We start from the raw sequence: 16,022 nt of genomic DNA, 5'->3' as shown, positions 1-16,022 counted from the left end.
ATCATGTGGCGGATATCTCATTATGTTGATCCAATCTATCATGATCTGCCTTGTTTCAGTGCAATCCCATCATATACGACTTCCCGCAAAAACCGAACGCAAGCACCTTAAATAATAACCTATTGTTTTTATATGTTTTTTATCTAATTTTTATTTTGGCATAGTTGTTGCATTACCTTAAGTGCCCATTTTAAAGCGTTTGAGGAATCACAACATGACCATCCGTAAATATGTTTGCTTAATTCTGTCACTATTTATCTTTTATACCACAAGCAGTCATGCCGAGCTTGAGGATATTTTAAAACGCGGTACCTTAAAAGTTGCCATACCAACTGATTATCCCCCATTTGGTTTTGTCGGCACAGATCTACAAGCACAAGGTTATGATATTGATGTTGCAAAATATCTGGCTAAACAGCTTAATGTAAAAATAGAATTGGTTCCGGTGACATCCGCTAATCGTATTCCTTACTTACAGACTCAGAAAGTTGATCTTATTATTTCTACACTTGGTAAAACCGCTGAAAGAGAAAACGTTATTGATTTTACGATACCATATGGGCCATTTTATCTTGGCGTATTCGGTTCACCATCAATTTCAGTTAATAAAATTGAAGACTTAGCAGACAAAACCGTTGGCGTAACGCGAGGGGGACTAGAAGATATTATGTTATCAGAAATTGCCCCCAAACAGACGATAATAAAACGTTATGAAGACAACAACACAACGCTTACGGCTTATTTATCGGGTCAAGTTGAGTTAATCTCAACCGGCAATGTGATTATTTATGCCATTAACAATATGAGTAATGGTAAACCAACGGTAGGTAAAATTACCTTAAAAAACTCACCCAACCATATCGGATTACGCAAAGATGAACCAAATTTAAAAAATAAAGTTAATACGCTTTTACAACAAGCTATTAATGACGGTACGTTAAACAGCTATTCGCAAAAATGGTTAGGAATGCCTTTTACAACCGATCAGCAAACAATGTAAATCATATTCATGGCGTTATCAGGAATAAAATATGAACTATTCATTCCAGTTTAGCCCACTGATTGCCTACATACCTAATTTCTTGTCTGGACTATGGTTAACGATTGAGTTAACCATCATTACGACAATATTAGGGATAATAGTTGGTACACTTGGTGCGGCGGTGAGAACAAGCCAATATCGCGTATTTAGCACATTATGGTCAGCCTATGTTGAACTGATTCGCAATACGCCATTTATTGTTCAATTATTTTTCATTTTCTTTGGATTACCTAACTTAGGCATAAAGATCAGTGAAGTAACCGCGGCAATTATCGCCATGATCGTTAATCTTGGTGCATATAACACCGAGATCATTCGTGCAGGGATCCAATCCATTCCTCTTGGTCAGTGGGAAGCTGCTCGCGTACTTGGTTTTTCTAAAGCTAAAACCTTTATGTTGGTTATTTTACCCCCCGCAATGAAGAAAATTTATCCAGCTCTAACAAGTCAGTGCATTATTGTGATGCTGGGGTCATCAGTGATATCACAAATTTCAGTTGAGGAGCTGACTTTCCAAGCAAACTTTATTCAGTCACGAACATTTTTAAGCTTCGAAGTCTATTTTATCACTGCCCTAATCTACCTATTACTATCAATTCTGATGAGAAAACTACTGACTCAAATTGGTCACTATTTATTTGGGAATAAGGCAATATGATGGTCTCATTTACAAACTGGGATATTATCCGTAACTTAATATTAGCTTTGCAATGGACATTGTTATTGTCACTAATTGCTTTTGTTGGCGGATTTGCTGTCACAGTATTACTTACACCACTACGTATTAGCAAAAATGTCTGGAGCAAAAAATTTGTCGATTATTATTGTGGCCTATTTCAAGGTATTCCATTATTAATGCAATTATTTTTGAGCTTTTTTGGCCTTGGGTTGCTTGGCATCAATGTGAATCCAATGATTGCGGCTGGTGTTGCCTTAACTTTGTATACAAGTGCTTATTTGATCGATATTTGGAGTGGGAGTATTAATGCAATCGAAAAAGGCCAGTGGGAAGCATCACGCTGTATCGGGCTCAGTTTTTCACGAACGCTTTTGAGTGTCATTTTACCCCAAGCGACTCGCATTGCACTTGCGCCAACAGTCGGGTTTATCGTGCAAGTGATTAAAGGGACCGCTTTAGCCTCGATAATCGGTTTTGTCGAATTAACCAAAGCGGGAACACTGCTTAACAATGTGACTTATCAATCATTTAAAGTCTTTAGCTTTGTCGCGATTGGGTATTTTATTATCTGCTACCCAATTTCCCGTTATAGCCAATATTTGGAGAAAAAACTCAATGCCAATCATCACCGTTAATGAAATTCAAAAATATTATGGGGCAAACCATGTATTAAAAAGCATCAATCTTGATATTGAGATTGGAGAAGTTATCTCAATTATCGGACGCAGCGGTTCCGGGAAAAGCACACTCTTACGCTGTTTAAATGGACTCGAAGAATATCAAGATGGTAGCATAAAATTAAATGGACTGACTGTGACAAATAAAGCGTCACAAAGCAAAGAGTTAAGTAAACTAGTTGGTATGGTTTTTCAGCAGTTCAACTTATTTCCGCATATGACCGCACTAGAAAATGTGATGTTAGCACCGAAACACGTTCTTGGCTTAGACAAAAAAGCCTGTCAGGAATTAGCTGAGCATATGTTACATAAAGTGGGATTATCTGAACGACTGCACTATTACCCAGCTAACTTATCAGGTGGTCAACAGCAAAGAGTTGCTATAGCCAGAGCGATGGCAATGAAACCCAAAGTATTATTATGTGATGAGATCACATCAGCACTTGATCCTGAATTAGTGGGGGAAGTGCTAAAAGTATTAGAACAACTCGCACTAGAAGGAATGACGTTAATTTTAGTCACGCACGAGATGAATTTTGCAAAAGAGGTGGGGGATCGTGTCGTCTTTATGAACCAAGGAACAATTTGGGAACAAGGTAAAAGCGATACCCTTTTTTCATCCCCTAAAACCCCTGAATTGCAACAATTTATCGCATCAGTGAAAGGATTAAATCACTAGTTATATGTTATAATTGCTGCTAATTATCTAAAGAAACGATTATAATCGTTTCTTTATATTGCATTATTAACCAGCGATCGTGTGTTATGAATCTTCTTAAAACATTAAAAATTGATCCATTTTTACTTATTTTAATCAGCGTTGTTATTACCGCGACATTTTTTCCATGTGAAGGCAATATCAAGATATTTTTTGAATACTTAACCACATTTGCAATCGGCCTGCTATTTTTTATGCATGGCGCGAAACTGTCATTAGATGCGATAATCAGTGGGATAAAAAGTTGGAAACTGCATCTCATTATTTTTGCCACAACATTTGTGATTTTTCCTATTTTAGGATTAGCGTTACATATTTTTGTACCGTCTTTTTTATCCGAAAATCTCTATTTAGGTTTCTTATACTTATGTACACTACCGGCAACCGTACAATCAGCAATCGCGTTTACATCCATAGCAAGAGGAAATGTTGCCGCGGCAATTTGTAGTGCATCCGCATCCACTTTACTGGGTGTTTTTGTTACCCCCATTTTGATCAGCTTATTAATGCATACACAAGCGGCTGGTGCGATCAATATCCTTGATGCAATATCATCGATCATGCTTAAGTTGATGTTACCTTTTATCATTGGTCACTTGTCTCGCCGTTGGATTGGTGGTTGGATTGACTCACATCGTAAAATCATCAACAAAACCGATCGCTTATCTATTTTATTAGTGGTATATGTTGCCTTTAGTGATGCGGTTATCAACGGCATTTGGCAGCAAATTAATGCGTTATCTTTCGCTTCTATTATTGCTTTCTCATTACTACTGTTAACCATCGTATTATTGATCACAACCTATGGTTCACGTTTATTGGGCTTTAGTAAGGAAGATGAAATTACGATCGTCTTTTGTGGTTCTAAAAAAAGTTTAGCCAGTGGTATACCTATGGCAAGTGTGATTTTTCCCGTTTCAATAATGGGTATTATGGTATTACCGTTAATGATTTTCCATCAAGTGCAATTAATGACGTGCGCAGTATTAGCATCTCGATATGCCCGTCGCAAGGATGATCTATAATGGCATGGATTATGTTCACTCGTTAAAATATTGTTGTTAGCCCCAATTCTAGTAACAAAATATTCGCTTTTTGCTGTAAATTTTAAGAATTAACAATAAATATCAATAAAATAATAAAAATCACTTTGCTGATTGGTTATTCTTTAGGATAATAAGCGGGTTTAATTCATTACATTAAAGAAGCCGATATGTTTCATCTATTTTCTGATTTAGAAATTTCGACACTCATTCTTCTAGGTTTAGCACTACTCTTTGTTTTATTCTATGAAGCCATTAATGGATTTCATGATACCGCCAATGCCGTAGCCACGGTGATTTATACAAAAGCACTAAAAGAAAGACTTGCTGTTTTAATGGCTGGTATTTTCAACTTCTTTGGTGTTTTACTCGGTGGCTTAAGCGTTGCTTACGCGATTGTGCATCTTTTACCAACAGACTTACTATTGAATGTCAGTTCAGCGCATGGCCTTGCTATGGTATTTTCAATTCTACTGGCCGCAATAATTTGGAATTTAGGGACCTGGTATCTTGGGATTCCTGCATCTAGCTCTCACACGTTAATCGGTTCAATTATTGGTGTAGCACTCGCCAATGCGTTTATCACTGATACATCAATTATTGATGCACTCAATATTCCAAAAATGATTCAAATTTTCTTATCCTTAATCATTTCGCCGATTGTGGGCTTGGTAATGGCAGGTCTAATGATCTTTATATTAAGAAAATTATGGAAACGCAAAAAGAATGGTAAAAAAAGAGAACGTATCTTTATGACACCAGAACAGCGCGAAAAACTTTATGGTAAAAAGAAACCACCATTTTGGATTCGTATCATGCTGATTGTGTCTGCTGCAGGTGTAAGTTTCTCTCACGGCGCTAATGATGGCCAAAAAGGGATTGGTTTATTAATGTTAGTGCTAATGGGTGTCGCTCCCGCTGGTTTTATTGTTAACATGAGTGCTTCAACATACGAAATTACCAACACCCGTAATGCGATTAACAATATTGAAGAATATTTTATTACCCATCAATCAACATTGGATGAAGTGATTGGTAAACAACCTTTAGTGAATACGGATATTGCCGCTACAGAGTTAACTAAATACCATTGTGATTTTTCACGCTCGTTTACTACCATTCATATTGCTAAATCACTTTTCCAAAACATTAATGATTATGAGGCTCTTAGTGTAGATCAGCGTTCGCAAGCAAGACGTATTCTTATCTGTCTATCTGATACCGTAGCCCATGTTGCCAAACGCCCTGAAATATCAAGCGACGATAAACGTTATTTAAACTCATTAAAGAATAACCTATTAGAAACCGTTGAGTACGCACCAATTTGGATCATTATTGCGGTGGCATCAGCACTTGCAATCGGTACAATGATCGGCTGGCGCCGTGTGGCAATTACGATTGGTGAAAAAATTGGTAAAAAAGGGATGACCTATGCTCAAGGTGTCTCTGCACAAGTAACCACTGCATTATCAATTGGTGTAGCAAGTTATACAGGTATGCCTGTTTCAACAACACAAGTATTATCATCATCTGTTGCAGGGACGATGCTAGTTGATGGCGGTGGTGTACAAAGTAAAACGATTAAAAGTATTGCATTAACATGGGTTTTAACGCTTCCAATTTCAATTTTATTATCTGCTTCACTTTTTTGGCTTGCTCAAAAGCTAATTTAGTAGTAAATATATAAGAAATGGAAAGTTAATTTTTGGCAGTTCAAAGTAAAGAGGAGAATATTATGGCTTACAAACATATTTTAGTAGCAGTTGATTTATCACCTGAAAGTGACATTCTCGTTGAAAAAGCTGTTTCTATGGCAAGGCCATATAACGCAGAAGTTTCACTTATTCACGTCGGTATTAATTATTCTGATCTTTACACTGGGTTAGTTGATATCAATATGAATGATATGAAAGATCGCATCACTGAAGATGCACACATTGCCTTAAATAAACTTGCTGCTAATGCTGGCTATCCCGTTGCTCATACGCTTTCCGGCAATGGTGAATTTGGTCAAGTATTAATTGAAGCCATTCATGAATATGGTGTTGATCTTGTCGTCTGTGGCCATCATCAAGATTTCTGGAGCAAGTTAATGTCTTCTGCTCGTCAATTAATTAACAACACACATGTTGATACCTTAATTGTGCCACTTAAAGATGAAGAAATAACGGAAGAACAACCAGTTGAAGCGAAATAATCCATAAAAACCGGCTTTTGCCGGTTTTTTTTTATTTTCAACTATTTGTTATTGATGCAATCGCTGTAAACCTTGTGCTAAATCATGTTTTAAATCATCAATATCTTCAAGCCCAATTTGTAATCTTAAGGTTAACCCTTCTGGATGCCATTTAGTAACAGTGCGATACTGCGTACAATCAAATGGAATGATTAAACTTTCAAATCCTCCCCACGAAAATCCCATAGAGAAAACCGACATATTATCAAGCATCTTGGCTACATTTTCTGAGTTAAATTTAGGATCGAGCACAATCGAAAATAGGCCAGATGAACCTTTAAAATCTCGTTTCCAATATTCATGGCCAGGGCAATCAGTTAAAGCTGGATGCAGGACTTTGATGACTTCTGGGCAGTGTTTAAGCCAATGTGCCATCTCTAAACCACGCTTTTCGGCCTCTTTTAATCGTAAGTGTAAGGTCCGAAGTCCCCGTAACGCTAAAAAGCAATCTTCAGCGCCTGGCAACATTGCCATATGATCATAAGCCTCACGCAGTGCAGGCCATGTTTGCTCATTGGCTGAAATTAATCCCATAAGTAAATCAGAATGCCCGCCTAAGTATTTAGTCCCCGCTTCAAGTGATAGATCAATTCCGTGTTGATGAGCTTGAAAAAAGATGGGGGTTGCCCAGGTATTATCAATAATAGTTTTAATATTATGCTTTTTTGCCACCGCTACAATAGCGGGAATATCTTGAACCTCAAAGCTTTGTGATCCAGGTGATTCTAAAAATATGGTTGATGTGTTTTCTCTTACTAATTTTTCAATATCACAGCCAATCATCGGATCATAATATTGGGTTTCAACACCAAAGCGTTTAAGCATCCCATTACAAAAATTGCGGGTCGGTCGGTAAACACTATCGGGCATCAAAAGATGATCCCCGGATTTTGTTGTCGTAAACAGCGCTAATGCAATTGAGCCTAACCCAGATGGCGAAATCACAGTACCTTTTGCACCCGCAAGCACTGACCAAGCATTTTCCAAATTTTCGATGGTGGGAGTACCCGCCGTCCCGTAGCTAAAGCGTGCACTTTTATTTTCGATATCTTGATAAGTATTATAAATTACCGTTGATCCGCGATAAATTGGGCTGTTGACAAAACCGCATTGTTCATCAGGACAACGTCCCAACTGGGTCAATTTCGTACTTAACTGAAATGTCGAATTTTCTATTTTATTAACCATACCCTATTAGCTCCTTATTGATCTCAGATGCAATCTTACTCAAAAAACTTAAAAAAAGGTGATAAACACAGCATTATGCCCATCAAAATTACAAAATAGACTTTCATGCCTTTTAAATGATTTAACACAGGTACTTTATACACTAAAAAGCATGGAATCAAACATGAAACAAATCCATATAGCGGTGCACTAATTTGTTGTAGTAAAAGGAACTTTATTCCCGTCATCACAAATAGCCATAATGCCATTAATGCAAATAAACAGACACAAATTGTTAAGAGCCGATCACTGAGCCTTTCTTTTGATACGATACGCAACAAAAGATTGCTGGCAATCCCTTTAAGCGCCTCTTGAAACGCCATAAAAACGCCAAAAAATGCGGTTAAAATAGCAAAAATATTCAGCATAACCGTCATTAATTTGATGATTGATCCAGGCAAGACTTTTGCCGCTAAAGCCAGTGCAGTAATATTTTGTTCATAGGCATAAACCGCATCATCATGTGTTAACGTAAAGGTAAACGAAAAAGCAAAAAATAATACGGAAATCACCAACACAATATATGCGATGCGATGCGCTCTGATTGCTCGATAGGTAGCGATACGACTATCTGCTTCAAGCTTTCGAAAAGCAACGTTCATCGGACTTAAAATTTGTACAAATAAAATCGAAAAAAGTGTAAACGGCAGTGTTAGAAAGGTATCTCGAATTAAAGCACCCAGTGAGGGGAAAGCGGCTATGTTGCCAAAATTCCAATGTGGAATCATCACCACCCCAATAATAATAACAATAGCTAGTTTCGCAATCACCATTGGACCAGAAACCTTGAAAAGGAGCTTTTCACCTTGTGCTGCAATCGAAATTAAAATCGCCAGTACAAGCAATCCCCACCAAAAATGCTGCGACATTAACTGCTCTGTAATACCAAAGGTTTGCAAAAATGAGGCACTATCATAGGTGATAGCAATAGACACTGCCGTCATACCCTTTAATAACATCAGAAAATAAGCAATCCCTAAAAATACGCCCCAGTTAGGGCCTAAATATTGCGTAATGACGCTGGTATAATCATTACATTCTCGCGCTTGTGATAATGTTTTTAAATATAAGTTTTGCAGAATGTAGATAGCGGGGTAAGTGATAATCACCGATAACATAAATACCCAAAGACCCTTTAAGCCAATTTGAATCGGTAAAAAAATAATTCCAGAACCAATTGCCATACCGATACACAAAATCACCCATCCCATATCGTAACGGGTAAAAGGAACCAGTTTAAGTTGTTGCTTCGTCAATACGCCTTCTTGCATACTTTAACTCCTTATATTTTATTGATATAAATTTGGTTAGAGTACTACTTGAAAATATGATGCTCACTGCGAGATAACGCGGAACAAGAATCAATCATACCATAACAAATTAACAGGCATTTGATCAGCTGTACAATGCAAATAACTCAAAACACTTTTGCAGGCTCAGCAAAAATTGAGCGAGATCACAATTCATTAATTCAATCACATCAGCATACAGTTTTACTTGTTAAACGTGACTCAAAACACTATGCTCAGTAGTCTATTTTGATCTGTTATGAGAATGTAATATGTCAGTAAATAGCAAAAAAATGACCTTCAAATCTAAAATTGATAACTATACTATCTTTAAAAGATTAGAAGTGTTCATCAAAATTGTCGAATGTAATAGTTTATCGATTGCAGCCCAAAAACTCAGCCTTGCCCCCTCCTCCGTTAGCCGCACTTTAGCTAAGTTAGAAGAGCAACTTGGCGTAATATTAATTAAGCGTACTACACGTCATATCGTGCTAACCGATGCCGGTCAATATCTTTACCTGCGTGCACAAAATTTACTGATAAATTTAAATGAATCATTAACAAATACCGCCAGTTTTTATAAACATCCGCAAGGTGAACTGAAAATCACCTGTTCAATTGCCTTCGGAACATGCCATTTAATGAAATTATTTAGCGAATACCGCATGATAACGCCTGATGTGAGCTTGTCAGTTGATCTAAACGATCATCTCGTTAATTTAAATGAGGAAAATTTTGATATAGCACTTCGGATCACCCAAAACCCACCGCTTAACTTTGCAATGCGTAAAATTAGTGAAATTCATTGGCTGTATTGCGCAAGTCCACATTACCTAACCTTAAAAGGCACACCCAAAAATATTGAAGAATTAATTCATTATGATTGTTTAGTGAATCCGAATGTTTCCCATGCTTGGGTTATAAAAGATTCACTGGGGAATAATGTCCCATTAAGAATAACCCCATTAATCCAAGCCAACAGTAGTTTAGCTTTACTGCAAGCTGCGCTAAACCATCAAGGTATTGTCTGTTTACCCACCTATATTTTAGGGGATTATTTACAATCTAAAGCATTGATCCCTATTTTGCTCAACCATCATAATGAAAGTATTTATCATCTTTATGCACTTTATTGTCCAAGTAAATACAATGATCCCAAAATTCGCAGTTTTATTGATTTTCTGATGATAAAATTTCAAGATTATGCCCCATGGGCAGAGTGGATTAATCATAATCAAAACGCACACACTCAATGTTTTGATAAAACAAAGAGTTGAATATGATTCATTTAATGTTTAGGTAAGTGACTATTCATGATATTGAATGCAGTTTTGAGATTAAGTCAATGACATATAAGGGGGATGAGGCTGCAACTAAAACGAACATTGCAACCAGAATTGCTGCATATTCAGCAGGCTTTTTATCTATCGAATTAAATAATGTTATCTGTTTAATTAATTTTGGGTGAATATGACAAGTCGTATGCCTGACTAAGCATTTAAAGACCTTATTGGACACAATGCAAAAGCCCCAAACGTTGTCATTATGCCAGTCATGATTGATCCTATTTGCTAAGGTAAAGGCTATGCTAGCAAAATGATGAATCGTTATATCACATTAATGTAAGAGGCATATAAAAGTACCATTTACCTGATGTGTAAAACTCAGCATATTCAATTTTATATACAATAGGGTTACCAATATATCAAGCTTTCGAAACATCGTGGAATGCCATGGCACGAAATGATGATGGTGTTGTGGCCGAATATTGTTTGTTTGCTCAATCAAAAGAATACGACTCGTTTTTACACTATAATCATCGGTTATGATAATTTTTTAACGAAAAAAAATATTTTCAGCCCTAATTAAACTCAGGCTGATATTCATTCATCTTTTATCACTGATCATGTAAGACTTTTTGTAGTGCTTCTGCGCCAGAATAAGGTGTAACCCCATCAATACCATTAATGCTTTTATCCGGCTGCGTTCCTAGCACTTGTGAAACCAGCGTTAATCCTGTTGGATGAGTTATTGATTTACGATAAAAATCGACTAGGTCAGCTTGTGTTAATGTTGCTAAACGAGCAAGATTTTCCTGCCGGCTGTCAAAAGTAAATTTTGATTGGCTGAAATCAGATAAATAATGGTCGAACTCTTCATCTAATGTCTGTGGCGGCATGGATAATTCATTAATCAGCGACTGTTTATATTGATTAAATTCACTTTCAGTCAACTCATTAAGTTTATCCAACGCTGTTGGATAAAACGCTTGATAACGTTGATATAAATAAGCAGGATCATATTGATTACTTTGAATTAAAAAGCCGACACCATAACTATCACCTAAGCCTATTGGTAAGGCAAATACAGCATAGCCAAGTTGTTCATTACTTCTTAATTGATCATAGAACCAAGGTGAAATAATATTATACAAGAGATGACTGGTGACTCGACCAGTAATGCTATCAACATTGGCCGGCACATACCCGACTAATAAGGCATTATCGGTACTATCACTGTGTTTAGTGATGTTAGCATCAAGCACTTTCTTTATCATAATATTCGGTTCGATTTGATAACGGGCTTCCTGATTTAAGGTATGTTTAAGCTCATTATAAATCGCAAGCGACTGCGGTTCAGTCATATTACCTAAACTCAACATATAAGGCACTGAATTAAATAGAAGCTCATCACGATACTGTTGTAAGTCACTTACCGAAATGGTTGGAATAACTGCCCTTTTACTTTCACGCTCAAAATATTGTGATGACGATAATGCCCCCAATGTTTGTAGCGCCAAAGTATAACTATTGGCATGATCAGCAGCATCTAATTTTTCCAGATACCATGATTTCGCTAATTCAAGATTAGCATCATTAATGGTCGCACTATGATAAGTAGCCAACATTTCAATCAACATATCCCCCAAGTGTTGATTGAAACCACTTAATGACAATGATAAACCGGAATCAGAGAATGATGACAAGCTGACACCTGCAACCGACGCTTGGAAACGCAATGTGGCTAATTCACGATTCACAATGTAATCCATTAAGGTAAATTTAACCTGATTTTCGACCGTTTGTAATGCCTGATTTGTCCTTAATGAGAAAATAATGTTTGCTTTTGGTTCATTAGCAAAATATTGACTAGTAAAATGAAAATGATTCCCTGCAGGATCAAATGGCTGCATTTTGCTATCAGTTGCACTATCACCTTGAGCAAGAATGGTGACATCATCGACAATATATGGATTCACCATTGGTAATGAAAATTGGCTATCAGCAGCTAGTGCAATAAAACGCTGTTTTTGTTGTTGGCTGATGTCATCAATACGGTATGGTGCGTTCACAAAATAAGCGACTTTGTTCGTCTGTTGGTTAGGTGCGATGACCCAAATACGCGCATTATCAACAGTCAGACTGTTTAAACGAGCGGCTATCGTTTCTGCGTTAAAATGAGTGGCAATATAATCAGCATCCAACACATGATTAACGGGATAAAATAACATTTGATCGGATAACCATTCAACATAAGCCATATCACGGGTAATATCGGGGTATTTAAAATCAAGTGCTAACACTTTAGTAATTTCATCATAATACTGTTGATTAATACCTTGTTGGGCGATCAGTTTCAGATAAGCAAAAATATCACCAATCACTAAGTCTTTTTGAGCAAGCCCCTGATCAGTTAAGCCGACAAAAATACTTAAAATGCCACTATTACCGTAACGCATTGGACCCAGGTTGGTATTAATTGACTCGATTAGTCCTTGTTTTTGTAATTTATCAAACAGCGTATTTGGGCTACGATTGTCGATTAAGTACCCAATATATTCATCACTTTTATCACTAAATTGCGCGATGTTATTCGCTATCGGGAACTGAATATACAACACTTTTTTGGCTTGAGCGGGCTCCATATAGATCATTTTCCCCACGTTTTGCGTCGTTATTGCTGTTTGTTGAATATCATCAACTTTAACCTCGCGATTGGTAATCTGTCCAAATGTCTTATTGGCGGCTAATGCCAGTTCATCTAATGACTGATTACTATAGACTACCCCAACCATAATATTGGCCGAATAGTAGTGATGATGAAAGTGCTCTAATTCTGTCTGTAACACGCTATCAGGTTTATCACTTAAAGTTTCAAGATTTCCCCCTGAAAACATAGCTGCTGGATGGTCTTGATTTATCGTCTCAGCATCAACTTGACCGATTCGAAAACCATCATTTGAGCGAGCCATCGTCAGCTCAGAATCAACGGCATTACGTTCACGATTTGCATACTTAGGGTCAAGTAATGGCTGAGCAATGGCATCCGCTAAACGATCTAATGCACCTTCAAATGCCGAATTTTCAACTTCAAAATAAAATGCAGTACGATAAGCATAGGTACTGGCATTATATTTACCCGCATGTTGACTTAAGAACTCGGCAAAACTAGCGGCTTTAGGGTATTTTTTGGATCCCATCAAAACCATATGTTCAGTATAATGCGCTAGCCCTTGCTGTGTTTTAGGATCATGTAAAGAGCCAACAGGTAAGGCAATTGAAGCCAATGATTTAACTGCATTATGATCAGAAATCAGTAACACTTTCATCTGATTACTCAGTTCTATCACCCGATACAACCGATCATCTCGTTCACTTTTATTGATTGTGTCACTTAACACCGTATAGGATAGTGATTGACTTTGTGCATAAGCAGGTACACTAAAAATAAATAAAACACTAATACAAAAAGCCAAAAAAAGAGAATTCTTTTTCATAAAAACCACCTTAACCTCGATGAGATTTAATCAAATCGTAATAACAGATTGATTAGAAAAAATAATGCACCACATGGAAAAAAACGGGAGCTGAAAAACATAATGAATCAATACGATCCATCATTCCACCGTGCCCTTCGATAATCGTACCAAAATCCTTAATGCCACGATCGCGTTTTATCGCTGACATACACAAACCACCACAAAAACCTAGCAACGTAATGAGTAGTGAAATTAGGCCTGCTTGCCAAAATGTAAAGGGTGTTATCCACCAAAGCGATGTGCCAATTAAACTGGCTGATATGATTCCGCCAACAAAGCCCTCAATGGTTTTATTTGGACTTAGTTTCGGTACAATAGGATGGCAGCCAAATAATTTACCAAATACGTATTGTAAAACATCAGAAAGTTGGACAACAATGACTAAGAACATGATCAGTTTTATATTTTGCATTTGAAAATTAGCGATATCTAATAACAACAATGCAGGAATATGACTAATACAATATACGGATATCATCATGCTCCACTGAATTTTAGCCACTCGACCTAAAAAATCGACAGTATCACCATTAATCGCAATACGTGTTGCGATAAATAAGAAAACAAAGACAGGAATAAAGATAGCAAATAAATTATACCAATCTAAGCCAATCCATAAATATTGTACTGGTAGGAAAATAAAGAAACACCAAAATAAAGCTTGATGGTCACCAAGTTGTGTTGGGGTTAATGTGATACATTCACGCAATGCAAAAAATGAAATTAGCACAAATAAAATCAGGGTTCCCACCGTACCGACTAAAATAGCCAATAAAAGAATGATACTCATCACCCACCAGGCATTAATACGTTGATTAAGGTTGATAATGGTATGACGATTTTTATCGTTAGTCTTAAATTTAGCAATTAGCTGTCCAACTAAACTGGCAAAAATCAATAAACCAAAAATACACATTAGGAGCAACTGCAAGTCATTATCATATAAAATCATGATGCTAACTCCTCTAACGATTGTTTAGCTCGGGTGAGGAAACCATTTTTACTTTCTGTTTCTTGTAGTGGTTTAATCGGTTCACCAAAAACGGCAGAACAAATAATTGGCACAAGCAATTTGGAACCTTTAGGAAGCACGCGATTAAGATTATTCAAATAAACAGGCACGATGTCTACATCCGTAAATCGCTTGGCCAAAAGGTATAAACCACCTTTAAAATCAGCAATTTGCTGTCCATGTCCACGAGTCCCTTCTGGAAAGATAATTAAAGATTGTTTGTTTGCTAACAGTGTTTCTAGTTCAGCAAGGGGATTGCTATTATTTATCGGCTTACGATTGATTAAAACAGCATTAAAAACATCTTTTGCTAAAAAACGTTTAAATTTTGTTTTCGCCCAATAATCTTGTGCTGCAACGGGATGAATATGATGACGAAGTGATTTAGGAAAACACGACCAGAGTACCAGCCCATCAAGATGGCTTGAATGATTAGCATAGTAAATAGTGACCTTTCCAGTTGGCTGCCTTAACCAACGAGCCTGAATACCCGTAATGATTTTACAACTTATCAATAGTAATACGCGGAAAATCCTCGCGAATAATCTCTTCATCATTATCACCATTTTGAAGGTTATCGTATTGAACATCATTGTCTTTATTTTGGTGATTAAGCGTGATGACAATATGATACGTACGCCAAATTGTCGTTAGTAATGAGCCTAATGCTACAATCCATAAACAAAGGTATAAAATCCAGTGACCATAAAATGGCAGGATGACCGAGAGCGCACACCCACCTGTAAGCACTGCCATACGTTGTTGTTTAGCCATAGGTCCTAGAAACTGTTGCTCAAGACCACATGTCCCCCCGAGTAAACGTACATAAGCCGTCATGACCGAACACAGTGCCGCAGCCCAGCCTAAATAAGCCGACCACTCGAACATCCACAAACCATAACCAACACCTAAAAAGATAATAATATCAGAGATACGGTCAGGAAATTCGTTATAAAGTGGACCAACTGGGCTTTTTAATCCGCCTTCTATTGCAACCATGCCATCAAGTAAATTACACACTAAGCGAGCTTGTATACCGATAATGGCTAAAATTAGCAAGAGCATTGATGACCAATAATTATCGTAATAAAATGTCAATAAAAAAGCGATGCCAGCAATCTCAGCACAAATGATACTGAATAATGAAATATCATTAGGTGTAGCTCCTTTATCTTTAAGCTCAGTTGCCAACCAATTAGCCCACTTGGTATCGCGGGAACGAATCGGTCGGCGATTTTTAATCTCTTGGGTCATGATTGCCTCTATGACAAAACCAATTC

At 37.1% G+C, this 16,022-nt stretch carries 14 protein-coding genes; 8 read left to right on the top strand and 6 right to left on the bottom strand.

Features of this window, described 5'->3' with window-relative positions; genetic code table 11:
• Positions 1-214 precede the first annotated feature (214 nt).
• The 7 genes from ABEA36_RS00520 to uspA all read left to right on the top strand — a co-directional run bounded on the left by ABEA36_RS00520 (position 215) and on the right by uspA (position 6,356).
• Entirely contained in the window at positions 215-1,000 is a 786-nt protein-coding gene (locus ABEA36_RS00520; protein WP_345487613.1) for a transporter substrate-binding domain-containing protein, read from the top strand.
• Between the two features lie 31 nt (positions 1,001-1,031).
• Positions 1,032-1,700 (top strand): amino acid ABC transporter permease, encoded by a 669-nt coding sequence (locus tag ABEA36_RS00515; RefSeq protein WP_345487611.1) that lies wholly within the window; start codon positions 1,032-1,034, stop codon positions 1,698-1,700.
• Positions 1,700-2,356: an amino acid ABC transporter permease gene (locus ABEA36_RS00510; RefSeq protein WP_345487609.1), complete on the top strand. Its 657-nt coding sequence runs from the start codon at positions 1,700-1,702 to the stop codon at positions 2,354-2,356. The genes ABEA36_RS00515 and ABEA36_RS00510 overlap by 1 nt, the downstream gene beginning before the upstream one ends.
• Entirely contained in the window at positions 2,337-3,077 is a 741-nt protein-coding gene (locus ABEA36_RS00505; RefSeq protein WP_345487607.1) for an amino acid ABC transporter ATP-binding protein, read from the top strand. The genes ABEA36_RS00510 and ABEA36_RS00505 overlap by 20 nt, the downstream gene beginning before the upstream one ends.
• An 86-nt stretch (positions 3,078-3,163) precedes the next feature.
• Positions 3,164-4,141 (top strand): bile acid:sodium symporter family protein, encoded by a 978-nt coding sequence (locus ABEA36_RS00500; RefSeq protein ID WP_345487605.1) that lies wholly within the window; start codon positions 3,164-3,166, stop codon positions 4,139-4,141.
• A gap of 188 nt (positions 4,142-4,329) precedes the next feature.
• Complete coding sequence (gene pitA / locus ABEA36_RS00495) at positions 4,330-5,832, top strand: inorganic phosphate transporter PitA (RefSeq protein WP_345487603.1); 1,503 nt, start codon at positions 4,330-4,332, stop codon at positions 5,830-5,832.
• A gap of 62 nt (positions 5,833-5,894) precedes the next feature.
• The gene (uspA, locus tag ABEA36_RS00490) at positions 5,895-6,356 is read left to right on the top strand and encodes a universal stress protein UspA (RefSeq protein ID WP_345487601.1); all 462 of its coding nucleotides are present in this window, start codon (positions 5,895-5,897) and stop codon (positions 6,354-6,356) included.
• A 48-nt stretch (positions 6,357-6,404) separates the two neighbouring features.
• Here uspA and metC read toward each other — a convergent pair whose 3' ends face one another.
• Both metC and ABEA36_RS00480 read right to left on the bottom strand, forming a co-directional pair.
• Positions 6,405-7,583, bottom strand: a complete 1,179-nt coding sequence (gene metC, locus ABEA36_RS00485; protein WP_345487599.1) for a cystathionine beta-lyase — start codon at positions 7,581-7,583, stop codon at positions 6,405-6,407.
• A 35-nt stretch (positions 7,584-7,618) separates the two neighbouring features.
• The gene (locus tag ABEA36_RS00480; RefSeq protein ID WP_345487596.1) at positions 7,619-8,893 is read right to left on the bottom strand and encodes an SLC5/6 family protein; all 1,275 of its coding nucleotides are present in this window, start codon (positions 8,891-8,893) and stop codon (positions 7,619-7,621) included.
• 290 nt (positions 8,894-9,183) lie between these two features.
• Between ABEA36_RS00480 and ABEA36_RS00475 the strand changes: the two genes are divergently transcribed.
• Positions 9,184-10,188 carry a LysR family transcriptional regulator gene (locus tag ABEA36_RS00475; RefSeq protein ID WP_345487594.1) on the top strand — a complete coding sequence of 335 codons (1,005 nt, stop codon included), beginning with the start codon at positions 9,184-9,186 and terminating at the stop codon, positions 10,186-10,188.
• Positions 10,189-10,808: 620 nt separating this feature from the next.
• On the opposite strand, the gene ptrA is transcribed toward ABEA36_RS00475, so the two are convergent.
• Genes ptrA through ABEA36_RS00450 form a run of 4 tightly spaced genes read right to left on the bottom strand, consistent with a single transcriptional unit; the run spans position 10,809 to position 15,996 of the window.
• Positions 10,809-13,688 (bottom strand): pitrilysin, encoded by a 2,880-nt coding sequence (gene ptrA / locus ABEA36_RS00465; protein ID WP_345487592.1) that lies wholly within the window; start codon positions 13,686-13,688, stop codon positions 10,809-10,811.
• A 52-nt stretch (positions 13,689-13,740) separates the two neighbouring features.
• Positions 13,741-14,682: a phosphatidate cytidylyltransferase gene (locus ABEA36_RS00460; protein WP_345487590.1), complete on the bottom strand. Its 942-nt coding sequence runs from the start codon at positions 14,680-14,682 to the stop codon at positions 13,741-13,743.
• The gene (locus ABEA36_RS00455) at positions 14,679-15,299 is read right to left on the bottom strand and encodes a lysophospholipid acyltransferase family protein (protein WP_345487588.1); all 621 of its coding nucleotides are present in this window, start codon (positions 15,297-15,299) and stop codon (positions 14,679-14,681) included. The genes ABEA36_RS00460 and ABEA36_RS00455 overlap by 4 nt, the downstream gene beginning before the upstream one ends.
• The gene (locus tag ABEA36_RS00450) at positions 15,244-15,996 is read right to left on the bottom strand and encodes a CDP-alcohol phosphatidyltransferase family protein (RefSeq protein ID WP_345487586.1); all 753 of its coding nucleotides are present in this window, start codon (positions 15,994-15,996) and stop codon (positions 15,244-15,246) included. Before ABEA36_RS00450 ends, ABEA36_RS00455 begins: the two co-directional genes overlap by 56 nt.
• Positions 15,997-16,022 lie beyond the last annotated feature (26 nt).

Source organism: Orbus sasakiae (assembly GCF_039542345.1).
GTDB classification, from domain to species: Bacteria; Pseudomonadota; Gammaproteobacteria; order Enterobacterales; family Orbaceae; genus Orbus; species Orbus sasakiae.
The sequence above is the reverse complement of the archived record's forward strand: the minus strand, read 5'-3'. Positions and strand labels throughout refer to the sequence as shown.

Excerpts from the sequence above, each read along its gene's own strand:
- ABEA36_RS00505 (WP_345487607.1), top strand. The coding sequence starts at position 2,337 with ATGCCAATCATCACCGTTAATGAAATTCAAAAATATTATGGGGCAAAC.
- ABEA36_RS00475 (WP_345487594.1), top strand. The coding sequence starts at position 9,184 with ATGTCAGTAAATAGCAAAAAAATGACCTTCAAATCTAAAATTGATAAC.
- ABEA36_RS00480 (WP_345487596.1), bottom strand. The coding sequence starts at position 8,893 with ATGCAAGAAGGCGTATTGACGAAGCAACAACTTAAACTGGTTCCTTTT.
- ABEA36_RS00455 (WP_345487588.1), bottom strand. The coding sequence starts at position 15,299 with ATGATGAAGAGATTATTCGCGAGGATTTTCCGCGTATTACTATTGATA.
- metC (WP_345487599.1), bottom strand. The coding sequence starts at position 7,583 with ATGGTTAATAAAATAGAAAATTCGACATTTCAGTTAAGTACGAAATTG.
- uspA (WP_345487601.1), top strand. The coding sequence starts at position 5,895 with ATGGCTTACAAACATATTTTAGTAGCAGTTGATTTATCACCTGAAAGT.
- pitA (WP_345487603.1), top strand. The coding sequence starts at position 4,330 with ATGTTTCATCTATTTTCTGATTTAGAAATTTCGACACTCATTCTTCTA.
- ABEA36_RS00515 (WP_345487611.1), top strand. The coding sequence starts at position 1,032 with ATGAACTATTCATTCCAGTTTAGCCCACTGATTGCCTACATACCTAAT.
- ABEA36_RS00520 (WP_345487613.1), top strand. The coding sequence starts at position 215 with ATGACCATCCGTAAATATGTTTGCTTAATTCTGTCACTATTTATCTTT.
- ptrA (WP_345487592.1), bottom strand. The coding sequence starts at position 13,688 with ATGAAAAAGAATTCTCTTTTTTTGGCTTTTTGTATTAGTGTTTTATTT.
- ABEA36_RS00500 (WP_345487605.1), top strand. The coding sequence starts at position 3,164 with ATGAATCTTCTTAAAACATTAAAAATTGATCCATTTTTACTTATTTTA.
- ABEA36_RS00460 (WP_345487590.1), bottom strand. The coding sequence starts at position 14,682 with ATGATTTTATATGATAATGACTTGCAGTTGCTCCTAATGTGTATTTTT.
- ABEA36_RS00450 (WP_345487586.1), bottom strand. The coding sequence starts at position 15,996 with ATGACCCAAGAGATTAAAAATCGCCGACCGATTCGTTCCCGCGATACC.
- ABEA36_RS00510 (WP_345487609.1), top strand. The coding sequence starts at position 1,700 with ATGGTCTCATTTACAAACTGGGATATTATCCGTAACTTAATATTAGCT.